The organism is Streptomyces sp. NPDC096079 (assembly GCF_040303145.1).
Classification (GTDB): Bacteria; Actinomycetota; Actinomycetes; order Streptomycetales; family Streptomycetaceae; genus Streptomyces.
Map to the genome: position 1 here is coordinate 149,264 of NZ_JBEOST010000001.1, position 22,826 is coordinate 172,089.

The following is a 22,826-nucleotide window of genomic DNA, read 5'->3' on the forward strand; positions in this document are numbered from 1 at the left end:
GGGGCCCGGGCTCCGGTGCTGACGTCATGTCAGCCGAGAGCGGCGAAGATCACAGGACCATGATCTACCCCGCCGTACTCGGCCGTATGCGACCTTACTCAGCCGTTCTTGGCGCGGGAAGACGCACGGCCACGCGCGTTCTGGTCGAGGATGACCTTGCGGATGCGCACGGCCTCCGGGGTCACCTCGACGCACTCGTCGTCGCGGCAGAACTCCAGCGACTGCTCCAGGGAGAGCTTCCGCGGCGGGACGATCGCCTCGAAGGAGTCGGCGGAGGAGGAGCGCATGTTGGTGAGCTTCTTCTCCTTGGTGATGTTCACGTCCATGTCGTCGGAGCGGGAGTTCTCGCCGACGATCATGCCCTCGTACACCTCGGTGCCGGGGTCGGTGAACAGGACGCCGCGCTCCTGGAGGTTGGTCATCGCGAAGGCGGTGACCGCACCGGCGCGGTCGGCGACCAGCGAGCCGTTGTTACGGGTCGTCAGGGCGCCGAACCACGGCTCGTGACCCTCGTGGATCGAGTGGGCGATGCCCGTACCGCGGGTGTTGGTGAGGAACTCCGTACGGAAGCCGATGAGGCCACGGGACGGAACGACGAACTCCATGCGGACCCAGCCGGAGCCGTGGTTCGACATGTTGTCCATGCGGCCCTTGCGGACGCCCATGAGCTGCGTGACCGCGCCCATGTGCTCCTCGGGGACGTCGACCGTGAGGCGCTCGACGGGCTCGTGGACCTTGCCGTCGACCTCCTTGGTGACGACCTGCGGCTTGCCGATGGTGAGCTCGAAGCCCTCGCGGCGCATCTGCTCGACCAGGATGGCGAGCGCGAGCTCACCGCGGCCCTGGACCTCCCAGGCGTCGGGACGCTCGGTGTCGAGGACGCGGAGCGAGACGTTACCGATCAGCTCGCGGTCCAGACGGTCCTTGACCTGGCGGGCGGTGACCTTGCGGTTCTTGACCGCGGCCTTGGCGTCCGCGCCCTTGCCCGTGCCACCGCGGCCGACGAGCGGCGAGGTGTTGGTGCCGATGGTCATGGAGATGGCCGGCTGGTCGACCGTGATCAGCGGGAGCGCGATCGGGTTCTCCGGGTCGGCCAGGGTCTCGCCGATCATGATGTCGGGGATACCGGCGACGGCGCAGATGTCACCGGGGCCGGCGACCTCGGCGGGCTTGCGGGTGAGCGCCTCGGTCATCATCAGCTCGGTGATGCGGACGTTGGAGATGGTGCCGTCCCGCTTGATCCACGCGACCGTCTGGCCCTTGCGCAGCTCGCCCTGCTCGACGCGGAGGAGCGCGATGCGGCCGAGGAAGTTGTCGGCGTCCAGGTTGGTGACGTGGGCCTGGAGGGGGGCCTCCTCGTCGTACACCGGGGCCGGGACGTGCTCGAGGATGGCCGAGAAGAACGGCTCCAGGTTGTCGCTGTCCGCGGGGACCGTGCCGTTCTCCGGCTTGGTCAGCGAGGCGATGCCGTCACGGCCGCAGGCGTAGACGATCGGGAACTCGATCTGGTCCTCGTCGGCGTCCAGGTCGAGGAACAGGTCGTAGGTCTCGTTGACGACCTCGTCGATCCGGGAGTCCGGGCGGTCCGTCTTGTTGATGCAGAGGATGACGGGCTTGCGCTGCTGGAGGGCCTTGCGCAGCACGAAGCGGGTCTGCGGGAGCGGACCCTCGGAAGCGTCCACCAGGAGGACGACCGCGTCGACCATCGACAGACCGCGCTCGACCTCGCCACCGAAGTCGGCGTGGCCGGGGGTGTCGATGATGTTGATCGTGATCGGGGCCCCGCCGTCCTTGGGGTGATACTTCACCGCCGTGTTCTTGGCGAGGATCGTGATGCCCTTCTCACGCTCCAGGTCGTTCGAGTCCATCATGCGGTCGTCGAGCTGCTGGTGGGCGGCGAAGGCACCGGCCTGCTTGAGCATGGCGTCGACGATGGTCGTCTTGCCATGGTCGACGTGGGCGACGATGGCGACGTTACGGATGTCGTGGCGCGTGGGCATGGGTGCTTGCGCTTCTCTCGGATCGTGGGATGCGGCGTCAGTTCCTCGTACGCCCGCCGGGCGGACGCGCCACGGCTATGTCCTATGGTACGGGGCTGCCGCGCAAGGGGCTTCCCCGGCCAAGATCCGAGAGGTGTTACCGGTAGTTCTCAAGGGTGTGGGGCAGGTCGTGCGACCGGGTCAAAGGGCCGACGCGATCCTGCCCGCCGGGATCACCGGCGGGCAAGGAACTTGAGCTGCTTCTGAGGTTGTGACCTGCGGTTTCAGAGGTTTCAGCGGTTTCGTTCCGCTCCCTTGGAGGATTCGGGCTTCTTGAAGCCGATGTCCTGGTAGCGGGGAGCGGCGAGACCCCAGGCCCCGGCGTTCACGAGATCGGCCCTGGCGGCCACGAGCTGCGGGCGCTGGTAGAGCGGGATGGAACCGGCGGCGGCCCAGATCCGGGCGTCGGCCTGGCGCACCAGCTCACGGGACTCCTCCTCGTCGAGCGTCCCGGCCGCCTGGTCGAAGAGCTGGTCGATGCGGTCCGTGCCGACCCGGGAGTAGTTCTGCTCGACCAGGAGCGAGCCGTCCGAGGCCGGCTCGGGCTTGGCGAAGATCGGCCGGGCGTCGGTCGCCGGGAAGGCGGAGGCCGGCCAGGAGTACAGCGCCAGGTCGTAGTCGCCCGAGGCCACGTGGTCCTTGAAGAAGCTGTCGTCCGAGACCTTGGTGACCTCGGTGCGGATCCCGACCGCGTCCAGCATCCGGACGATCCGGTCCCCGACCGTCCGCAGCGACTCGGAGCCCGGTCCGGACGGCAGGACGAAGCGGAGGCTGAGTGCCTTGCCGTCCTTGCCGAGCGCCTTGCCGGCCTCGGGGGCCGTCACCGGGGCGGCGGTGCCGCGCGGGGCGTAGGCCCCGGCCATGCCCTGGTCCGGCTTGGCGGCCGACTGGGCGCCGCGGGTGGTTCCGGTGTCCAGGGCTTCGGCGCGGGCGAGGAGCGCGGCGCTCTGGCGGGCGGCGGCGGGGGCCGGGGCGAGGACGCCGGTGCCGCTCTCGGGGCCGTTCGCGCCGATGGCGGGGGCGGGGGCGTCGGGGTGATCGGCGGGCTTGTCGTCGCCGACGATGTAGAGGCCCTCGTCGGAGGCGGTGTCGCTGCTCTTCTTGGCGTCGGTGGAGCCCTCGGCCTTCTTCTCCCCTTCCTTCTTCTCCCCTTCCTTCTTCTCCCCTTCCTTCTTCTCGGTCTTCTTCTCGGCCTCCTTCTCCGCCTCGCTGCCCGCCTTGGTGCCGGCGGGCTTCCGGAGCGCGCCGCCGGGGACCCAGCCCGCGTCGGCGAGGAGCGCCTGTGCCTCCTTGGTGTCCTGACCGCCGAGCGCGTCGCTGCTGTCCGCGTACGCCGCCTGGCCCGCGAGGGCGAGGTGGCTGCCGGGGGGCTGGGCGGGGAGGCCGAGCGGCTTGAGTACGGATTCGGCCAGTTCCTGGCGGTTGATGGCGCGGGCCACCGCCCGCCGCACCCGCTCGTCGGCCAGCGGACCGGACTCGCCGTTCAGCGAGAGCTGGGTGTAGGCGGGCTCCAGGGACTTGCGGACCACGTACTTCGCCAGGGTGTCCTGGGCGCTCGCGTACCGGGCGATCGCCTCCTGGTTCTCCTTGCGGGCGGCCCGTACCTCCGCCGCCTTCTCGTCGTCGGAGCCATGGGCGAGGGCCCAGGACTTCAGTGCCTTCGAGGGGGTGATCGACGAGCCGGGGCCGTGGGCGGCGGCGGCCTCGGCGCCGTTCCGGCCGGCGCGGGCGTCCCGGAGGGCGAGGGAGATCCGCTCGGCCGTGGAGCGGTCGATCTCGGCCAGGTCGAGGGTGCCGGCGGCGAGCGCGGCGGACCGCTCGGCCCGGGGGACGGCCTTGAGGACGACGCTGTCGAGCTTGGCGGGCTGTCCCCACCAGCGGGGGTTGCGGGCGAGGGTGACGTCGCCGCTCTTCCGGTCGATCGTCTTGAGCAGGAACGGTCCTGCAGTGGCCTTGAGGGTGGTGCGCGCCCCGTCGTTGAAGGAGTTCGGGGAGCCCATCACCTGCTTGGGGTAGAGCGGGGTGAAGAGGGACTGCCAGTCGGCGTAGGGCTTGGCGAAGGTGACCCGGACCTCCAGGTCGTTCTTGCCGCGCTCGATCTTCTCGATCCGCTCGTAGCCGGAGTTGCGGGCGGTCCAGTACGCGGTGTCGCGGCCGCTCAGCGCGCGCCACTGGGCCACGAAGTCGGGGGCGCCGATCTCACGGCCGTCGCTCCACACCGCCTGCTGGTTGAGCTTGTAGAGGACGACCTGCTTGGGCTCGGTCTCGACGACCTGCGCGGACTCCAGGTAGTCGGGGTTGAGTCGCGGCCTGCCCCGCCCGTCGAGCGTGTAGAGGGAGGGGAGGACGGCTCCGGCGATCCGCGAGGTGGTGCCGTCGGCGTCGGCCTGGAAGGTGTTGAGCGTGGTGGGCAGTGCGTCGACGGCCCAGCGCAGGGTGCCGCCGTCGGCGACCCGGTCGCGCGGCGCGGGCGCGTTGTCCTGGGCCGCCGCCGGGCTCTCGTCGGCCTCGTCGCCGGAGCTGCAGCCGGCGAGGACGGTGACGGCGAGGACCGCGCTGGTGAGGGTGGCGACGGAGCGGAGCGTGCGGGAGCGGGGGCTCCTGGAGCATGTCCTCCCGCGAGGGGCGCCGATCTGGGACATGACTTGTACCCCTTCGTCCAGATTTATTCCATTTGGAGATGATCAGACCTATTGCTCATACACTGAAAAGGACGGATCGGATCCGGCCACGGCGACACGGCGGCACCGCCGCCAAACCCCACTCGTGCGGCCCAACCGCTCGTGCACACGACTTCCCAAGCGGGATGTGACGCGCGACACTCACGAAGGTGAGGCCAACCATGTCCGTTCAGGACGATCTGGCGGCCGTCAGGCGCCGCCTGCAGGACCTGGAGCACACGGTCGAGGAGCTGGAGCGCCGCGTCGGCGGGGAGCGGGGCGCGCCTCCCCCGCCGTCCGCCGGCCGTGCGAAGAGCATGGTGACCATCCCCGACGCCCCGTACGACGCCGGGAAGTGGACCGACGTCGACGACGAGGGCCTCGGCGCACGCGACCGGCACGCGCCGTAGGACCGGGAGCCGCTCCGGGCCGTACGGCAGGAGAGGCAGCGGACGAGCCGTACAGCCGCAGAGCAGTGGAGCCACAGAGGTAGAGCCGTAGAGGTGGAGCCGTAGAGCCGAGGAGGCCCTGTTGGCCACAGGTACGCAGCCCCCGACGAGTCACAGAGCCGCGACGGGGGTGCGCTCCCCGGGGCGCGCCGCCATCGCCGCCCGCCATCTGCGGACCGACCGCTGGTGGCTCTCCCCCGCCGTCACCGCGGCCGGACTGCTCGCCTTCGTCGCCTACTCGACCTGGCGGGCCTTCGCGAACGCCGACTACTACGCCGCCCCCTACGTCTCCCCGTTCTACTCGCCCTGCCTGGCCGAGAACTGCGTGCCCATGCGGGGCGGCCCGAACTGGGAGCTCTTCGGCAGCTGGTGGGGACTCTCCCCCGCCCTCCTGATCCTGGTCTTCCCGCTGGGCTTCCGGCTGACCTGCTACTACTACCGCAAGGCGTACTACCGGGGCTTCTGGGCGGCACCCCCGGCCTGCGCCGTCGCCGAGCCCCACCGCACGTACACCGGAGAGACCCGCTTCCCGCTGCTCCTGCAGAACCTCCACCGGTACTTCTTCTACGCGGCCGTGCCGGTCGCGGGCATCCTCACGTACGACACCGCGCTGACCTTCCGGAACGCGGACTACGCGTGGGGCCACGCCGGGCTCGGGACGCTGATCTTCCTCGTCAACATCGCCCTCATCTGGGCGTACACCCTCTCCTGCCACTCCTGCCGGCACATCGTCGGCGGCCGCCTACGGCACTTCTCCAAGCACCCCGTCCGCTACCGGCTGTGGACCTGGGTGGGACGCCTGAACCGGCGTCACATGCAACTCGCCTGGGCGTCGCTGATCAGCGTCGCCGTCTGCGACCTGTACGTGTACCTGCTCGCCACCGGTGCCTTCGACGACCCGAGGTTCTTCTGACATGAGTCCTGTGAGCTCCGTGGAACGGCAGCGGTGGGACGTGGTCGTGGTCGGCGCGGGCGGCGCCGGGCTGCGGGCCGCGATCGAGGCGCGCCGGGCCGGCGCCCGCACCGCCGTCATCTGCAAGTCCCTCTTCGGCAAGGCGCACACGGTGATGGCCGAGGGCGGCATCGCCGCGTCCATGGCGAACGCCAACGAGCACGACGACTGGAAGACGCACTTCCGGGACACCATGCGCGGCGGGAAGTTCCTCAACCAGTGGCGGATGGCCGAGCTGCACGCCCAGGAGGCCCCCGAGCGGGTCTGGGAGCTGGAGACCTGGGGCGCGCTCTTCGACCGTACGGCCGACGGCCGGATCTCCCAGCGGAACTTCGGCGGCCACGAGTACCCGCGGCTCGCGCACGTCGGCGACCGCACCGGCCTCGAACTCCTGCGGACCCTCCAGCAGAAGGTGGTCGGCCTCCAGCAGGAGGACCACCGCGAGACCGGCGACCACGAGGCGCGCCTGAAGGTCTTCCAGGAGTTCACCGTCACCCGCGTCCTCAAGGACGGGTCGGGGAACGTCGCCGGGGTCTTCTGTTACGAGCGGGAAAGCGGCCGCTTCCTCGTCCTGGAGGCGCCCGCCGTGGTCCTCGCGACGGGCGGCATCGGCAAGTCCTTCAAGGTGACCTCGAACTCCTGGGAGTACACGGGCGACGGCCACGCGCTCGCCCTGCTCGCCGGGGCGCCCCTGGTGAACATGGAGTTCGTCCAGTTCCACCCGACCGGCATGGTCTGGCCGCCGTCGGTGAAGGGCATCCTCGTCACCGAGTCCGTACGCGGCGACGGCGGCGTCCTGCGGAACTCCGAGGGCCGGCGCTTCATGTTCGACTACGTCCCCGACGTCTTCAAGGAGAAGTACGCCGAGTCGGAGGAGGAGGGCGACCGCTGGTACGCGGACCCCGACCACAACCGGCGCCCGCCCGAACTGCTGCCGCGCGACGAGGTGGCGCGGGCCATCAACTCCGAGGTGAAGGCCGGACGCGGCTCCCCGCACGGCGGGGTGTTCCTGGACGTGTCGACCCGGATGCCGGCGGAGACGATCAGGCGCCGGCTGCCCTCGATGTACCACCAGTTCAAGGAGCTCGCCGACGTCGACATCACCGCCGAGGCGATGGAGGTCGGACCGACCTGCCACTACGTGATGGGCGGTGTCGCCGTCGACTCGGAGACGGCGGCCACCGTCGGGGTGCCCGGCCTCTTCGCCGCCGGCGAGGTCGCCGGCGGCATGCACGGCTCCAACCGGCTCGGCGGGAACTCCCTCTCCGACCTGCTGGTCTTCGGGCGGCGGGCCGGGCTCCACGCCGCGCAGTACGCGATGTCGGGGAGCGGAGGCGGAGTCGTCGAGGACGACGTGGCCGCCGCGCGGACGGAGGCACTGGCCCCGTTCGACCCGGCCGGCGCGGGGCCGCCGGAGAATCCGTACACACTGCACCAGGAGCTCCAGCAGACCATGAACGACCTCGTCGGGATCATCCGGCGGGAGGGCGAGATGGCCGAGGCCCTGGAGCGGATCGCCGCCCTGCGGGAGCGGGCCGGACGGATCGAGGTCGAGGGCCACCGGCAGTTCAACCCCGGCTGGCACCTCGCCCTCGACCTGCGGAACATGCTCCTCGTGAGCGAGTGCGTGGCCCGGGCCGCCCTCGAACGCACCGAGTCCCGGGGCGGGCACACCCGCGAGGACCGGCCCGCGATGGAGCGGTCCTGGCGGCCGGTGAACCTGCTCTGCCGGGCCGCGGACGGCGGCGTCGCCCTGGAACGGGTCCGCACCGAGCCCATCAGGCCCGACCTGCTCGCCCTCTTCGACAAGGAGGAGCTGGCGAAGTACCTGGCGGAGGAGGAGCTGGACGCATGAGCACGTATCAGGCCCGCTTCCGGATCTGGCGCGGGGACTCCGACGGCGGGGAACTCACCGACTACACCGTCGAGGTGCACGACGGCGAGGTCGTCCTCGACATCGTCCACCGCCTCCAGGCCACCCAGGCCCCCGACCTGGCCGTGCGCTGGAACTGCAAGGCCGGCAAGTGCGGGTCGTGCTCGGCCGAGGTCAACGGGCGGCCCCGGCTGATGTGCATGACCCGGATGTCGGTCTTCACGCGGGACGAGGTGGTCACGATCACCCCGATGCGCGCCTTCCCGGTCGTCCGGGACCTGGTCACGGACGTCTCCTTCAACTACGCGAAGGCCCGGGAGATCCCGGCGTTCGTCCCGCCCGCCGGGCTCGGCCCCGGCGAGTACCGGATGCGGCAGGAGGACGTGGACCGCTCGCAGGAGTTCAGGAAGTGCATCGAGTGCTTCCTGTGCCAGGACACCTGCCACGTGGTGCGCGACCACGAGGAGAACAAGGAGGCCTTCGCCGGGCCCCGCTTCCTCATGCGGATCGCGGAGCTGGACATGCACCCCCTGGACGCGGCGGAGGAGGCCGGGCTCGACCGGCGGGCGACCGCGCAGGAGGAACACGGCCTCGGCTACTGCAACATCACCAAGTGCTGCACCGAGGTCTGCCCGGAGTCCATCCGCATCACCGACAACGCCCTGATCCCGCTGAAGGAGCGGGTCGTGGACCGGAAGTACGACCCGCTCGTCTGGCTCGGGAAGACGATCAGGCGGCGGAAGACCTAGCTCCGGCGTCGCCCGCGCCCGCGCTCCACCGGCCGAGGACCGGTTCGGCGAGGGTGCGGGCGGGGAGGCACAGGGTCTGCCCGTGGCGGTCGAACAGCTCGTCGCGCGAGTCGAAGCGGCCGAGGTCCGTCCGCAGGTGCGCGGACAGATCGCAGGGGGCCGAGCCGGCGCACGCCGCCGGGGCGTCCCAGTCGACGGTGGTCCGGGCGACGGCCTCGAAGAGCGTCTCGGCACCGGAGTTGGTGAATCCGCCGCCGTGCGCGGAGGGGGCGAGGCCGGTGAAGAGCTCGGCGATCGGGACCCAGGCGTCGTCGAGGAGGAACTCCGGCCAGGCCAGCAGGACCTCCTCGGGCACGAGGGGGCGCAGCCTCGGGAACCTCGGGTACCAGAAGGAGCCGTCCACGAGCAGGCCGCGCACCCGGGTCGCCACGCCGAGGGACCGGGCCACCGCCTCCAGGACCGCCATCCGGCGGCTGCACGAGCCGCGGCCGAGCCGGAGCGTGCGCGACACCCGGTGCCGGTCCTCGACCGAGTACACCGGCCGCACGGCGGTGACGAGGATGCCGTGCGCCACCTGGAGCCGGCCACGGTCCGTGACCGCTCCCCGCGCCTCGGACTCGCGCAGCACCCTGGCCACGAGCTCCGTCACGAGCGGATGCTCCAGGTCCAGGATCGGGGTGGCCCGGGTGGACCCGGGGACCTCGCGCACCGGTGTGCGCTCGCCACGGGTGCGGACGGGCATCAGCAGACGGCTGGTCATGACGTTCTCCCCCTCGCCGGGCGGCCCGCCCGGGCCACCCGCCACCATCCTCCTCCGCACGCCCGACCCGCCACGCACGGGGTCCTGCGGCCGAGCGTGCGGTCGCGCTGCCGGGCGGGCGTGCGGTCGCGCTGCCGGGCGGGGGGTCCCGCTGCCGCGCGGGCGTGCGGAGTCCCGGCTACCGGGGCGTGCGGTCGCGCTGCCGGGCGGGTGGTCCCGCTGCCGGGCGGGTGGTCCCGCTGGCGCGCGGGTGGTCCCGCTGCCGGGCGGGCGTGCGGAGTCCCGGCTACCGGGGCGTGCGGTCGCGCTGCCGGGCGCGTTCGCGCGAGGACTCGCTGCCCCGGCCGCGGGCGGCGGCCCGCTCAGAGCCAGCCCTCGCGATAGGCGGCCCAGTCCCCCTCCCTCGCGGCGAAGTCGACGTACAGCGCGAGGCCGAACCGCTCGCGGCCGGGGTCGGTGCGGCCCAGGCCGAGTCTCGCGCCCTTGACCGCCGCGGCGACCGTCTCCGCGTTCTCGTGGTGGCCGAGGTCGTCCTCGTGGAAGAAGGGGAGGCCCATGAGCAGGTCCGTGGACTCCGGTGTGACGTCGAGGGCGAGGGCCGTCTGCTGGGCGACGTACCCGCCGTACAGGCTCTCCAGCGGCATCCAGGTGTCGTACGACATGACGGCGATCTGGTCGACGCGCCGGGCGACCTCGCCGAAGAACTCCTGCGACCACCACTTCTCGCTCCCGCTGAGCGCGCCGTTCACCGCGTGCAGGCCCGGCAGCGGGTCGATCTGGTGGGCGGCGACCGAGAGCGGGACCTTTCTGGAGCGGGTCAGCTTCCCGAGGTCGTCGAGGAGCGAGAGGTAGTCGCGGTCGTCGGAGAGCAGCGGCTCCAGGTCGAAGTGGACCCCGTCGAAGCTGGCGTCGAGGACCTGCCGGGCCGACCCCACGACGGCCCGGCGCGACCCGGCGTCCTCCAGGCGCAGCCCCACGGGCCCCTCGGTGGCCAGGACGTCGCCGAGCCAGGCCTGGACGCGTATCCCGGGCATCGCGCGGTGCACGCCGTCGATCAGCCATCGGGCGCGGGGGTACTGCGCCGCGCTCAGGGTCCCGTCGTGCTCCAGGGGCCCGGCGTGCACGTACAGGTCGCGTATGCCGCTGTCCTTCAGCCGCGCGGCGAGGGCCGTGAGGTCGGCGTCCTTCTTCCGTCCGTCGACCCAGGCGTGCCCGATCCAGAAGGCGTCCTTGCCCCGGGTCCGCGCGTCGTCCCTGAGGTCGCCCGTGTAGCTGACGCGCAGGGCCAGGGCGCCGAACAGCGGGGGCACCACGAGCAGCAGGACCAGGCCGAGGGCGAACCAGCGCCCCCGCCTCCACACACGCCTCAGCCGTCCGTCCACCCGAGCCCCCCAAGAGCCGTCGCGTCACTGGAAACCACCGTAGCGGCGGCTACCGACAGTGACGTTCGGGCGAGGGGAACAGTTGCAGGCCGCACAGGTCCGGTCGCGGGCGGCGATACCCGGACATAACCTCCCCCATGTGACGCGAATAGCCACCCGAGCCCTCCTCGCGGTGCTGGTGGCGGCGTGGTGGCTCCTCGTGCCCGCCGTACACGGCGCCCACGCCGACGACCCCGTCGTCCTGTCCCGGGACGGCCAGATCACCGACCGCGTGGACGCGCTCGGCGACCGCCGCCCCTCCGTGGTCCAGGCCCTCGAACGGCTCTACGAGGACCGGCGCGTGCAGCTCTTCGTCGTCTACGTACGGGACTTCTCCGGGCGCTCCGGCCAGAGCTGGGCCGACGCCACCGCGGAGCGCAACGCGCTCGGTCTCGACGACGTCCTGCTCGCCGTGGCCACCCACGACCGGCAGTACGGCTACTCGGCCGACCCCGGCTCCCGCTTCACCCAGGCCCAGCTCGACGAGGTCGCGCGGACCGCGATCGAACCGGCCCTGCGGCAGAACGACTGGGCCGGCGCCGCCATCGGCGCGGCGAACGGCTACGACGCCGTCCTCGCCGGCCGGCCCGTGCCCACCCCGACGATCACCCCCGGGCCGGCGGACCCCGGCGCCGCCGCCGACGACGGCACCTCGGCGACCGACCTCGTGCTGCCCGTGGTCCTCGTCGGCGGCGCGGCGGCCGTGGCGGCGTACGCGTACACCAAACGGCGGCGGCGCGCCGAGACCCGCACCACGCCCGGCGGCGGGCAGGGATGGGGCCCTCCCACGGAGACCGCGCCACCGTCACTCGACGAGCTCGACGGGGAGGCCCGGCGGACCCTGGTCGCCACCGACGACGCCGTCCGCACCAGCCGGGAGGAACTCGGCTTCGCGTCGGCCCAGTTCGGCGAGGAGGCCGTCCGCCCCTTCACGGAGGCGGTCGACTTCGCCGGAGAACAGCTGACGGCCTCGTTCCGGCTGCGGCAGAAACTCGACGACTCCTTCCCCGAGGACGACTCGACCCGCCGGGGCATGCTGGACGAGATCCTGCGCCGCTGCGCCGAGGCGAACGCGCGGCTCGACGCCGAGACGGAGGACTTCGACCGCCTCCGGGCCCTGGAGCGCACGGCACCGCAGGCGCTGGACACGGTCGAGGCGGCCTTCCGCGAGCAGACCGGGCGGATCGGGACGGCCGGGGCGGCGCTGACGGCGATGCGCGAGCGGTACGCCGAGTCGGCCGCCGCGCCCGTCGCCGGTGACGTCGAGCAGGCGAAGGACCGGCTCGTGTTCGCGACGACCCACGTCAACCAGGCCCGCCAGCAGATCGACGCCGGTGACAACGGCGCGGCGGCCGTCCACATCCGGGCCGCCGAGGGCGCCGTGGACCAGGCGGCCCGGCTGATCGAGGCGGTGGACCGACGGGCCCAGGAGCTGGCGGAGGCCGTGGGGAAGCTGACGGGCGCGCTCGCGGAGACGGACGCGGACCTGGCGGAGGCCCGCGGTCTGCTGCGGGGGACCGCCGAGGGCGTGTCCACGGCCGATCTCCAGGGCCGGATCGCCCGCGCCGAGTCGGTGATCGCCGAGGTCCGGCGCGTCGTGGACGCCGGGCGGTACGACCCGATCGACGCCCTGCGCCGGGTCGAGGAGGCCGACGCGGTGCTCGACGAGGCGCTGGAGGGCGCACGGGAGCGCGAATCGGGCACGCGGCGCGCCCGCGCGCTCCTCGATCAGGTGATGCTGACGGCCCGTTCGGCGATCGGCGCGGCCTCCGACTACATCACCACGCACCGGGGCGCGGTGGGCAGCGAGGCCCGTACGCGCCTCGCCGAGGCCCAGCGCCGCTGGGAGAAGGCCCGGTCACTGGCGGCCGACGACGACCCGCAGACGGCGCTCGTGGAGGCGCAGCAGGCGGACGCGCTGGCCCGGCGGGCGCAGGAGGTCGCCGAGCAGGACGTCCGGAGGTATGGGAACCCGAACGGCCTGGGCGGTGTAACAGGGGTGGGAGGAAGCGGTGGCGGCGGGCTCGGCGGTGCGGTGCTCGGCGGCATCATCCTCGGCGGATTGTTCGGTGGGGGACGGGGAGGCGGACATGGGGGTTTCGGTGGAGGTTCCGGTGGTGGTGGCGGGGGGATCGGGGGCGGAGGCTTCGGCGGCGGGCCCGGCAGCTTCGGCGGCAGCGGCACGCGCGGCCGACTGGGCGGCGGAGGCCGTTTCTGAGTTCCACGAGTTCTCCAAGGAGCAGAGCGATGAGCAGCAAGCAGACGATCCTCGGCCGGGTCACCCAGCTGGCGAAGGCGAACATCAACGCCCTCCTCGACCAGGCGGAGGATCCGCGGAAGATGCTGGACCAGCTGATCCGCGACTACGCGAACAACATCGCGGAGGCGGAGGAGGCGGTGGCCGCGACCATCGGCAACCTCCGGCTGATGGAGCAGGACCACCAGGAGGACCTGGACGCGGCGAAGGAGTGGGGCGGCAAGGCGCTCGCCGCCAGCAGGAAGGGGGACGAGCTGCGGGCCGGCGGGCAGACGGCGGAGGCGGACCGCTTCGACAACCTGGCGAAGGTGGCGCTGGGCCGCCAGCTGCAGTCGGAGAAGGAGGCGAGGACCGCCGAGCCGACGATCGCCGCCCAGACCGAGGTCGTGGGGAAGCTCAAGGCGGGACTCGACCAGATGAAGGCCAAGCTCGGCGAACTCCAGGCCAAGCGCGACGAGCTGGTCGCCCGCGCCACGTCGGCCCAGGCGCAGAACCGGATGATGGACGCCGTGAAGAACATCGACGTGCTCGATCCGACGAGCGAGCTGAGCCGCTTCGAGGACAAGGTGCGCCGGGAGGAGGCGAAGGCGCTCGGCAAGCAGGAGCTGGCCGCCTCCTCGCTGGACGCCCAGTTCGAGCAGCTCGACGCGCTCGGCGACAGCGCCGAGATCGAGGCCCGGCTGGCCGCGCTCAAGGGCTGATCCGACGGCTCCTCGCGTCTGTGTCGGAGTCCTGGTCAGAACATGCTGAGGAGCTGTTCCACCGTGGGCTCCGCCGCGCCCTCGCCGTCCGGCAGGTCCAGTTCGAACCAGACCGTCTTGCCGCGCGGGGTGCGGCGCGAGCCCCAGGAGGCCGAGAGGAGCCCGACGAGCTGGAGGCCGCGGCCGCCCTCGTCGGTGTCCCGGGCCCTGCGGCGGCGCGGCTGGACCAGGCCGGCGTCCCAGACCTCGCAGACGAGGGTGCGGTCGCGCAGCAGACGGAGCCGGATCTCGCCCTCGCCGTAGCGCAGGGCGTTGGTGACGAGCTCGCTGACGAGGAGTTCGACGGTGTCGACGAGGGGTTCGAGGTCCCAGGCGGCGAGCTGGGCGCGGGCGAGCTCGCGGGCCCGGCCGACCGAGCGGGGTTCCCTGGGCAGCTGCCAGTCGCCGACGGCCTCGCTGGGCAGCCCCTGGATCCTGGCCATGAGGAGGGCGATGTCGTCCTCGCCGTGCCCGGTGTTCAGGCTGGTCAGGACCCGGTCGCAGACGTCCTCCAGGGGGCGGGCCGGGTCGGTGAGGGCGCGCCGGAAGGCCTGGAGGCCCTCGTCCAGGGGGTGGTCGCGGGACTCGACGAGCCCGTCGGTGTAGAGGGCGAGGAGCGCGCCCTCGGGGAGTTCGACCTCGACCTCCTCGAAGGGTTCCCCGCCGACGCCGAGCGGCATCCCCGGGGGGACGTCGAGGAGCAGGGCCGCCTCGCCCGGTTCGACGAGGACCGGCGGGAGGTGCCCCGCGTTGGCGAAGGTGCAGCGGCGGGTGACCGGGTCGTAGACGGCGTAGACGCAGGTGGCGAGGTAGACCTCGGAGAGTTCGGGGCCCCGGTTCTTGTGGGCGCGGGACTGCTGGGCGCCGATGGGGGCGCCCAGGCCGCGGGCGATCTCGTCGAGGTGCGAGAGGACCTCGGCGGGCTCCAGGTCGAGCTGGGCGAGGGTGCGGACGGCGGTGCGGAGTTCGCCCATGGCGACGGCGGCGCGCAGCCCCCTGCCCATGACGTCGCCGATGACGAGCGCGGTGCGGTGGCCGGGCAGTTCGATGACGTCGAACCAGTCGCCGCCCACCTCGGTGGCGGCGGTGCCGGGGAGGTAGCGGCAGGCGATGTCGAGGCCGGCGGCCTCGGGGTCGCCGGGCGGGAGCAGGCTGCGCTGGAGGATCAGGGCCCGCTCGTGCTCGCGGCGGTACAGGCGCGCGTTGTCGATGCAGACGGCGGCGCGGGCGGCGAGTTCGACGGCGAGGGCGCGGTCGCGCTCCCCGAACGGCTCGCTGCCCTTGGTGCGGGAGAACTGGACGAGGCCGACGACCGTGTCGTGGGCGACCATCGGGACGACCAGGGTGGACTGGACGAGGTCGCCCTCGGAGCCCGGGACCGTGCGGATGCGTCCGGTGCGCAGGGCTCCGGCGCAGGGCGAGTTGAAGGGGTAGCGGTGGACGGCCCCGACCTCGATGGGCACGGGTCCGCAACACCCGCTGCCGGGGCCGTGGCCCTCGTCGGTTCTGAGGGGGGTGTCGGAGACGGCGCTGGCGAAGGCGACCCTGCGGAGTTCGGCGCTGCCCGCCCCGTAGCCGACGTCGTGGGAGTTGCCCCAGCGGCCCGGCGGAGCCTCGTCGCCGGTGAGGAGGCCCTGGTAGAGGTCGACGGAGGCGAGGTCGCAGAAGCCGGGGACGGCGACGTCGAGGAGCTCGCGGGCGGTGGCCTCCAGGTCGAGGGAGTTGCCGATGCGGGCTCCGGCCTCGTTGAGCAGGGCCAGGTTGCGGCGGGCGCTGGCGGCTTCCCGGGCCGCGTTGTGGCGACGGGTGACGTCGATGCCGAGCCCGGCGACGCCGATCGGGCGGCCGGAACCGCTGTGCACGCGGTAGAGGTTGATGGACCAGTGGCGGCGGTCCCGGGCGCCGGGGGCGGCGCCGACGATCTGGAAGTCGGTGACGGACTCGCCGGTCTCCAGGACCCGCCGGAGGGCGGCGGTCATCCGGTCGGCCTCGGCCCGGCCCAGGTAGTCGTGGACGGTCCGGCCCCGGTGGTCGTCGGCCTCGCCGCCGAAGACGGTGGCGAAGCGCCGGTTGGCCCGCTTCACGGTGAGGTCGGTGCCGAAGAGAAGGAAGCCGAAGGGGGATTGGCCGAATATCGCCTGGGAGGCGGCGAGGTCCGTCTCGATGCGGCGGAGGGCGCGCACGTCGACGACGATGCACAGCGCGGCCCGCTCCCCGGTCTGGGTCTCGCTCGGCATGACGTACATCTCGGCGATGCCCCGGGGTCGGTCCTCGCCCGGCATGCGGAACGGGACGAGGCCGGTCCACTCCTTGCCGTCGAGGATCTCCTTGACCCGGCGGTGACCGCGCTCTCGCAGGTCGGCGGGCATGAAGGCCTCGACGGGGTCCTTGCCCCTGGCCTCCTCCGCGGTGACCCCGAAGAGGTCCACGGCCCGTCGGCTCCACTGCTCGACGAGGCCGTCGGGCCCGATCGAGAAGGAGGCCACCCGGATGTAGTCATAGATCGAGCCGGGCGGGCTGCTCTGCCACACGACGCCGCCGCTCGCCGTCTCAGGTATCTCGCTCACGCGACCGTCCCCTCCAGCTCACCGCACCGGACCGGCCATGCCCGCAGTATTCAATACGGCAGGCCCCGACGGCACGACGTTCACGATCACAGGGTGGTCTCGTTCGTCCCTCGCCGAGTACCGGTGATCGTTGTCCCACCCTGTTTACTCACCAGGGAGAGCCAGCTCGAACCATACGGTTTTGCCCGTCCTTCCTCTACGGGTTCCCCAGCGGCGTGCGGAACAGGCCACGAGACCGAGCCCGCGACCCCCTTCGTCCTCGGGTCCAGGGGCCCGCGCGGTCGGGGGATCCGGAAGCGGATCGGAGACCTCCACCAGGAGCGCCGGCGGATGCGCCGGGTCGGCGCCGTCGGAGCGGGGGCGGACGAGACGCACCCCGATGGGGCCGGAGGCGTACCGCAGGGAGTTGGTCACCAGCTCGCTGACCAGCAGGACGGTCAGATCGCCGAGGGCCGTGTCGAGCTCCCAGGCACGCAGGGTCTCGCGCACCGCGTGGCGAGCCGTGCGCACGGCGTTCGCCTCCGCCGGGAAGTTCCACTCCGCGCGGTCGCCGTCGGTGTCGATCACACCCGATCACTTCCCCAGCCGTGCGTCAGCAGGAAGGCCCATGCCCCCTCCCAGGGGGTCATTCTGGACATACCCGCTATTTGGGGCGGGATATCCCGCCGGGGGCGTGAGCGGGCGCACGGTGGCACGAACGGCGTAGGGAGTCAGTCGCGCGCTCCGGCGGCAGGGCCCCCGGGGGGATCACCGCGCGCTCCGGCGGCAGGATCCGCTGGGGATCAGCCGCGTGCTCCGTCGGCAGGGCCCGCGGGGAGTCTCAGCGCCGCCTCGGCGACGGCGGGGCGGTCCTGGTCGAGCCAGTCCACGGACTCCAGCTCGTCCCGGGTGAGCCAGCGGAGTTCGTCGTGGTCCTCCAGGGGCCGCGGTTCACCGGAGAGCAGCCGGGCGGTCCACACCCGAAGGACGTATCCGGGCTTCAGCGGCCACTCGCCGGGAATGCGCTCGCCCGGCTCGACCTCCACGCCGAGTTCCTCGCGCAGCTCGCGGACCAGGGCCTGTTCCGGGCTCTCGCCCGGTTCGAGCTTGCCGCCGGGCAGTTCCCAGCGGCCGGCGAGTTCGGCGGGGGCGCTGCGGCGCGCGGCGAGCAGTCGGCCGCGGTCGTACAGGGCGCCCGCGACGACCACGACGCCGGCTCCCTGGCCGGGGCCGGCGTCGCGGTGGGACTCGTGGGGCGCGGTGTGGTCGGTGGTGCGTTCGGTCATGGGCGCGAGGGTAGCCCGGCCCGCTCGGTGCCCGCCGGGGTCAGAGGGCGGGGGTGCCGATGCGTTCGACCCAGTAGAGCTGCTTGTGGCCGCGGTCGTCGAGACTGTCCGCGATCTTCTGGGCTTCGTCCTTGGTCGCGTACCGCCCCACTCGGTAGCGGTTGCCGTTGTCGTCCTGCCGTATGACGAGCCAGGGAAGGACGGGGCCGCTGTCGGTCATCAGGCTTCTCCCTCCGCCGGTCCGGGTGCCGCTGAGGGTCTCCGGGAAACCGCAATCCGCATATGCCGGAGCTTACGCCTGACCTTCACACAGCGGATACGGGTTTTCACAAAGAGGCACGGATCGGCCGGGAACCGACGGAGGGAGGCCGAAGGTCACACCCCGGGCGCCCCCGTGGGGACGGTGGGCACCGGCATCAGGACCGGGCCCCGGCCCGCGCCCCCGGGGTCCTCGCGGCAGGCGTCTCCGCACGTGGCGTCGAGCGAGCAGCACAGGGAGCAGACGGGCCCGGACCGCACCGGGCAGTCGGCGACGTCCGGCAGCTCGTAGGCCGTCTCGCACTCCGCGCAGGTGTGGGTCGCCCGCTCGTCGGCGACCTCGGCTCCGGGGCCGTTCACCGTGTTGGGGCGGGCCAGGTAGTAGCGGCCCCGGGTCGCCCACGCGATGAGCGGGCAGAGGACGAGGGCGAGACCGGCGGCAATGAAGGTGGAGAAGGCCTCGGCGTAGTCGCCGAAGAGACCGAAGAAGGCGAGGATCGACACGACGGACGCGATGACCATGGCGCCGAAGCCGGCCGGGTTCACGGCGTACAGATAGGCGCGCTTGAACTCGATGTACGGGGGGCTCCAGCCGGCCCGCTTGTTGATGACGAGATCGGCGGCGACGGCCGTGATCCAGGCGATGCCGACGTTGGAGTAGAACCCGAGCAGCTTGTTCAGGGCGGCGAACATGTTCATCTCCATCAGCGTCAGCGCGATGGCGAGGTTGAGGAAGATGTACCAGACGCGCCCGGGGTGCCGGTGGGTGACGCGGGAGAAGAAGTTCGACCAGGACAGCGAGCCGCTGTAGGCGTTGGTGACGTTGATCTTGATCTGGGAGACGATCACGAAGAGCGCGGCGGCGGGCAGCGCGAGCGAGCCGAGCCAGGGCCTGAGCGCCTCGATCTGCGGGGCGATCGGCTCCAGGGCGTGGGTCTTGCCGACGGCTTCCAGGGCGACGAAGGCGAGGAGGGCGCCGCCGAGCTGCTTGGCCGCGCCGATCACGACCCAGCCGGGTCCGGCGGCGAGCACGGCGAGGTTCCACCGGCGCCTGTTCGTCTCGGTCTTCGCCGGCATGAAGCGCAGATAGTCGGCCTGCTCGCCGATCTGGGCGATCAGGGAGAGCGCGACGCCCGTGCCGAGGCCGAAGCCGATCCACGAGAAGCCGGCGCCGGCGCCCTCCGTGCCGCCGAAGGAGGTGAAGGCGCCCCAGGCGTCGGGGGCTTCGAAGGCGAGCACGACGAAGGGCAGCACCAGGCCGATGAGCCAGATCGGCTGGGTCCAGGCCTGCACCTTGGCGAGGGCGCCCATGCCCCGGAAGACGATCGGGATGACGATCAGGGTGGTGACGAGGTAGCCGATCTGCACGGGAAGGCCGACGGCCTGGTGCATGGCCTGGGCCATGATCGACCCTTCGAGCGCGAAGAAGATGAAGGTGAAGGAGGCGTAGATCAGCGAGGTGAGCGTGGAGCCGAAGTAGCCGAACCCGGCGCCGCGCGTGATGAGGTCCATGTCCAGGCCGTACGTGGCGCAGGCGCGGGCGATGGGGATGCCGGTGAGGAAGATGACGGCGGCGGCGGTGAGGATCGAGGCGAGGCCGCTGGTGAAGCCGTAGGTGAAGACGATCGAGGCGCCGATCGCGAAGTCCGCGAGGTAGGCGATGCCGCCGAGCGCGGTGCCGGCGACGGTCCCGGGGGACCATCGGCGGAAGGAGTGCGGGGCGTACCGCAGGGAGTAGTCCTCACGGCTCTCGTCGGCGGCGAGCCTGGCGTAGCTGCGGCGGGGGCCGGTGGGCGGCGGCGCGGGGACCGCCTCCGGTTCCGGGGTGGGTGGGGTGACCGTGTCCGTCATGGGGCTTCCTGTCGTCCGACCGGGTCGCGGGTACGGACGAGGAAGGTAGGAGCCGTGCGTGTCGCCCGGCGGCGACGGGCCGTTGCCGGGCGGTTACGCGAGCTGACGCCCCGTTAACTCGCGGTAACCCACCCGGACGCCGGGATCCGCTGAACGATCGCCGGGGCTGACGCCCCGGACCTCCCCCGATTCCGGAACCGTCCCCGGACGGGCGCCCCGGGGGCTCACCGACCGGGCCCCACCGTCCCGGGCCTCACCGACCGGGCCTCACCGACCCGGACTCACCGACCCGGACTCACCGACCCGGACTCACCGACCCGGACTCACCGACCCGGACTCACCGACCCGGACTCACCGACCGGGCCTCACCGACCCGGACTCACCGACCCGGACTCACCGACCGGGCCTCACCGTCCCGGGACTCACCGGCCAGGTCCCACCACCCAGGTCCCACCGCCCAGGACTCACCGGCCAGGACTCACCGGCCGGGCCCCACCGACCAGGGCTCACCTGACCGGCAGGTGGTAGGCGACGCGGTAGCGGTCGGCCGGGACGACGACGTCGGCCGTCTCCACGGCGCGGCCCGAGGCGTAGTACGTCCGCTCCAGGACCATGACCACGTGCCCCGGCACGCCGCCGAGGGCCAGGAGTTCCTCGGCGAGGCCGGGCCGGGCCCCCACCTCCTCCACCACGTTGTCCACGACGATGTCGATGGCCGCCATGCGCTCGACGACCCCGCAGCCGCCCAGCGGGCCGTCCTCGGGCAGCATGACCGGCGTCCGGCCGGTGACGGCGAGGGGCTCCCAGGAGGTGGAGACCATCATGGGCTCGCCCCCGTCCCGGTACACGTACCGCGTGCGCATCACCCGCTCCCCCGGTTCGATGCCGAGCCGCTCGGCCACCTCGACGCCGGCCGGCTCCTGCTCGCTGCGCGACTCCCAGGTGCCGCGGGCCCCCTCCGCGGCCTGCTCCTGGCGGAACGGGCTGGCGCCGGACACGGGGCGGTAGCCGGAGCGGGCGATCCGGCGCGGGACGGGCCTCTCGCGCACATAGGTCCCCGAGCCCGAGCGCCCCTCCACGAGCCCCTCGGCCATGAGCACCTTGCGGGCCTCCAGCGCGACGGTGTCCGACACCCCGTACTCCTCGCGGATGCGCGCCTGCGAGGGGAGGCGGGTATGCGGCGGAAGCGAGCCGTTGGCGATCTTCTCCCGCAGATCGCTCGCCACGCGCAGATAGGCGGGCTGCTCACCGAACGTCACTGGACACTCCCCTCAGGTTGACTGACAGCTACAGACTGACAACCGAGGGTCGCGATCCGCAAGCATGGGCCAGAGTTTCACTCGAAGTGATGACAATCCCGACCACCCCGGGTCACCCCGGAGAGATGCGCGCACACCCCTTGACCCCTATTGGTCCAGACCAATAAGTTCCTGCCCGCACGCTCCATCCCGCCTCGCACAGGAACGAGCCCATGCGCCCCAGAGTCCTGACCAAGCTGACCCTCGGCACCGCCGCCGCGGCCGCCCTCGGCCTCCTCGCCACCCTGGCCCCCGCCGCCGACGCCCACCCCCGGCCCGGACACGCGCCCGGGCTCAAGCGGATCGGCTACTTCACCCAATGGGGCATCTACGGAAGGAACTTCCAGGTCAAGGACCTGGAGACGAGCGGGACCGCCGCCAAGCTGAGCCACATCAACTACGCCTTCGGCGTGATCGGTCCCGACGGCAGGTGCCTCATGGGCAACGCCCCCGGCTCGGACCCCTGGGCCGACTACGTCCGCCCCGTCGACGCGGCGAACTCCGTCGACGGCGTCGGTGACACCGCCGACCAGCGACTGGCCGGGAACTTCAACGAACTGCGCGAGCTCAAGGCGAAGCACCCCGGCCTCAAGGTCATGATCTCGCTGGGCGGTTGGAGCGGTTCCGCGCACTTCTCCGACGCGGTGCGCACCGACGCCGGCCGCAAGGCCCTCGTGGCCTCCTGCATCGACACGTACATCAAGGGAGACCTTCCGGTCGACGGCGCCCGGGGCGGCGCCGGGGCGGCCGCCGGGCTCTTCGACGGCGTCGACCTGGACTGGGAGTGGCCCGGCTCCGAAGGCGCCCCCGGGAACGTGATCCGGCCCGAGGACAAGACCAACTTCACCAAGCTGGTACGGGAGTTCCGCACACAGCTCGACGCCTACGGCCGCTCGCGGGCGCAGCGCAGGCACTACGAGCTCAGCGCGTACGTGCCGACCGCGCCCGCCAAGATCGACGCGGGCTTCGAAGTCGCCAGGATCATGCGGGACTTCGACTTCGTGAACCTGCAGGGCTACGACTTCCACGTCTCCGGCGAGAAGACCACCGCCCAGCAGTCCGCGCTCTTCGCGAAGGACGACTTCAGCGTCGACCAGACCGTCCGGGCCTGGCTGCGGCGCGGCGCCCCCGCCCACAAGCTCGTGGTCGGCATGCCGTTCTACGGCCAGGGCTGGACCGGCGTGACCGGCGGCGGCGACGGACTCGGGCAGCCCGCGTCCGGCCCCGCCCCGGCGACCTGGACGGCCGGCTCGGAGGACTACGAGAACCTCAGGAAGCTGGCGGACTCGGGCACGTACAAGCTGTACCGCGGCCCGAAGAACGGCGACGCCTGGCTCTTCGACGGCACGACGCTGTGGACGTACGACGACCCGACCGTCCTGCGGACCAAGGCCTCGTACGTCCGGCAGCGCGGGCTCGGCGGCGCGATGGTCTGGTCCCTCGACGGGGACACCGCGGACGGCGAGCTGATCACCGCGATCGACCGGGGCCTGACCCGGCGCTGACGTCCCCAGGGGGTGTCGTACCGGTCAGGGCCGGACACCCCCCTCGCGCCTCTGCGCGCCCCATGAGCCGCGGACCGGCACCCCGCCGCTCACGGTGATCCGGAACGGCGGTCGGTCACGGGCCGCCGTCCCCGGTCCACCGTCCCCGGTCCGCACACGGCGGGGCCGGGCCCCACCAGGGA

Annotated in this window: 17 protein-coding genes; 7 read left to right on the plus strand and 10 right to left on the minus strand. The window is 72.3% G+C overall.

The features are described 5' to 3' along the window. Positions 1–98: 98 nt before the first annotated feature. Positions 99–2,000 carry a translational GTPase TypA gene (gene typA / locus ABTY59_RS00700; protein WP_352016730.1) on the minus strand — a complete coding sequence of 634 codons (1,902 nt, stop codon included), beginning with the start codon at positions 1,998–2,000 and terminating at the stop codon, positions 99–101. Positions 2,001–2,272: 272 nt separating this feature from the next. Beyond that, positions 2,273–4,681 (minus strand): ABC transporter family substrate-binding protein, encoded by a 2,409-nt coding sequence (locus ABTY59_RS00705; RefSeq protein ID WP_352016731.1) that lies wholly within the window; start codon positions 4,679–4,681, stop codon positions 2,273–2,275. A 200-nt stretch (positions 4,682–4,881) separates the two neighbouring features. Here ABTY59_RS00705 and ABTY59_RS00710 point away from each other — a divergent pair, with 200 nt between their 5' ends. The 4 genes from ABTY59_RS00710 (at position 4,882) to ABTY59_RS00725 (ending at position 8,722) form a co-directional block, all read left to right on the plus strand. Next, positions 4,882–5,109, plus strand: coding sequence for an Rv0250c family protein (locus ABTY59_RS00710; RefSeq protein WP_352016732.1), 228 nt, complete (start codon positions 4,882–4,884; stop codon positions 5,107–5,109). A 121-nt stretch (positions 5,110–5,230) separates the two neighbouring features. Continuing rightward, positions 5,231–6,061, plus strand: coding sequence for a succinate dehydrogenase subunit SdhC (sdhC, locus tag ABTY59_RS00715; RefSeq protein ID WP_352016733.1), 831 nt, complete (start codon positions 5,231–5,233; stop codon positions 6,059–6,061). Between the two features lie 10 nt (positions 6,062–6,071). Next, on the plus strand, positions 6,072–7,955 hold the full coding sequence (locus ABTY59_RS00720) for a fumarate reductase/succinate dehydrogenase flavoprotein subunit (protein WP_352017291.1): 1,884 nt from the start codon (positions 6,072–6,074) through the stop codon (positions 7,953–7,955). Beyond that, on the plus strand, positions 7,952–8,722 hold the full coding sequence (locus ABTY59_RS00725) for a succinate dehydrogenase/fumarate reductase iron-sulfur subunit (RefSeq protein WP_352016734.1): 771 nt from the start codon (positions 7,952–7,954) through the stop codon (positions 8,720–8,722). Before ABTY59_RS00720 ends, ABTY59_RS00725 begins: the two co-directional genes overlap by 4 nt. Here ABTY59_RS00725 and ABTY59_RS00730 read toward each other — a convergent pair. Further along, positions 8,703–9,482, minus strand: a complete 780-nt coding sequence (locus ABTY59_RS00730; RefSeq protein ID WP_352016735.1) for a transglutaminase domain-containing protein — start codon at positions 9,480–9,482, stop codon at positions 8,703–8,705. The genes ABTY59_RS00725 and ABTY59_RS00730 overlap by 20 nt on opposite strands. 362 nt (positions 9,483–9,844) lie before the next feature. Further along, positions 9,845–10,843 carry a glycoside hydrolase family 18 protein gene (locus tag ABTY59_RS00735; protein ID WP_352016736.1) on the minus strand — a complete coding sequence of 333 codons (999 nt, stop codon included), beginning with the start codon at positions 10,841–10,843 and terminating at the stop codon, positions 9,845–9,847. A gap of 160 nt (positions 10,844–11,003) precedes the next feature. On the opposite strand from ABTY59_RS00735, the gene ABTY59_RS00740 reads away from it, so the two are divergent. Then, positions 11,004–13,121, plus strand: a complete 2,118-nt coding sequence (locus ABTY59_RS00740) for a TPM domain-containing protein (protein ID WP_352016737.1) — start codon at positions 11,004–11,006, stop codon at positions 13,119–13,121. A 29-nt stretch (positions 13,122–13,150) separates the two neighbouring features. Beyond that, positions 13,151–13,861 carry a PspA/IM30 family protein gene (locus ABTY59_RS00745; RefSeq protein WP_352016738.1) on the plus strand — a complete coding sequence of 237 codons (711 nt, stop codon included), beginning with the start codon at positions 13,151–13,153 and terminating at the stop codon, positions 13,859–13,861. A 35-nt stretch (positions 13,862–13,896) separates the two neighbouring features. On the opposite strand, the gene ABTY59_RS00750 is transcribed toward ABTY59_RS00745, so the two are convergent. The 6 genes from ABTY59_RS00750 to ABTY59_RS00775 form a co-directional block, all read right to left on the minus strand. Continuing rightward, on the minus strand, positions 13,897–16,467 hold the full coding sequence (locus ABTY59_RS00750; RefSeq protein ID WP_352016739.1) for a SpoIIE family protein phosphatase: 2,571 nt from the start codon (positions 16,465–16,467) through the stop codon (positions 13,897–13,899). Positions 16,468–16,611: 144 nt separating this feature from the next. Then, a complete protein-coding gene (locus ABTY59_RS00755; RefSeq protein ID WP_352016740.1) occupies positions 16,612–17,034 on the minus strand; it encodes an ATP-binding protein in 423 nt (140 codons plus the stop codon). Between the two features lie 215 nt (positions 17,035–17,249). After that, positions 17,250–17,732, minus strand: a complete 483-nt coding sequence (locus tag ABTY59_RS00760) for a (deoxy)nucleoside triphosphate pyrophosphohydrolase (protein WP_403536210.1) — start codon at positions 17,730–17,732, stop codon at positions 17,250–17,252. A 40-nt stretch (positions 17,733–17,772) separates the two neighbouring features. After that, positions 17,773–17,952: an SPOR domain-containing protein gene (locus ABTY59_RS00765; RefSeq protein WP_189800079.1), complete on the minus strand. Its 180-nt coding sequence runs from the start codon at positions 17,950–17,952 to the stop codon at positions 17,773–17,775. Positions 17,953–18,107: 155 nt separating this feature from the next. Beyond that, on the minus strand, positions 18,108–19,841 hold the full coding sequence (locus ABTY59_RS00770; protein ID WP_352016741.1) for a purine-cytosine permease family protein: 1,734 nt from the start codon (positions 19,839–19,841) through the stop codon (positions 18,108–18,110). A 506-nt stretch (positions 19,842–20,347) separates the two neighbouring features. Continuing rightward, positions 20,348–21,100: a GntR family transcriptional regulator gene (locus ABTY59_RS00775; RefSeq protein WP_352016742.1), complete on the minus strand. Its 753-nt coding sequence runs from the start codon at positions 21,098–21,100 to the stop codon at positions 20,348–20,350. A 212-nt stretch (positions 21,101–21,312) separates the two neighbouring features. Between ABTY59_RS00775 and ABTY59_RS00780 the strand changes: the two genes are divergently transcribed. Next, positions 21,313–22,644, plus strand: coding sequence for a glycoside hydrolase family 18 protein (locus ABTY59_RS00780; RefSeq protein ID WP_352016743.1), 1,332 nt, complete (start codon positions 21,313–21,315; stop codon positions 22,642–22,644). The last annotated feature ends 182 nt before the right edge of the window (positions 22,645–22,826 follow it).

Coding starts and splice junctions, on each gene's coding strand:
- ABTY59_RS00705 (WP_352016731.1), bottom strand. CDS start 4,681: ATGTCCCAGATCGGCGCCCCTCGCGGGAGGACATGCTCCAGGAGCCCC.
- ABTY59_RS00780 (WP_352016743.1), top strand. CDS start 21,313: ATGCGCCCCAGAGTCCTGACCAAGCTGACCCTCGGCACCGCCGCCGCG.
- ABTY59_RS00760 (WP_403536210.1), bottom strand. CDS start 17,732: ATGACCGAACGCACCACCGACCACACCGCGCCCCACGAGTCCCACCGC.
- ABTY59_RS00765 (WP_189800079.1), bottom strand. CDS start 17,952: ATGACCGACAGCGGCCCCGTCCTTCCCTGGCTCGTCATACGGCAGGAC.
- ABTY59_RS00725 (WP_352016734.1), top strand. CDS start 7,952: ATGAGCACGTATCAGGCCCGCTTCCGGATCTGGCGCGGGGACTCCGAC.
- ABTY59_RS00710 (WP_352016732.1), top strand. CDS start 4,882: ATGTCCGTTCAGGACGATCTGGCGGCCGTCAGGCGCCGCCTGCAGGAC.
- typA (WP_352016730.1), bottom strand. CDS start 2,000: ATGCCCACGCGCCACGACATCCGTAACGTCGCCATCGTCGCCCACGTC.
- ABTY59_RS00745 (WP_352016738.1), top strand. CDS start 13,151: ATGAGCAGCAAGCAGACGATCCTCGGCCGGGTCACCCAGCTGGCGAAG.
- ABTY59_RS00770 (WP_352016741.1), bottom strand. CDS start 19,841: ATGACGGACACGGTCACCCCACCCACCCCGGAACCGGAGGCGGTCCCC.
- ABTY59_RS00730 (WP_352016735.1), bottom strand. CDS start 9,482: ATGACCAGCCGTCTGCTGATGCCCGTCCGCACCCGTGGCGAGCGCACA.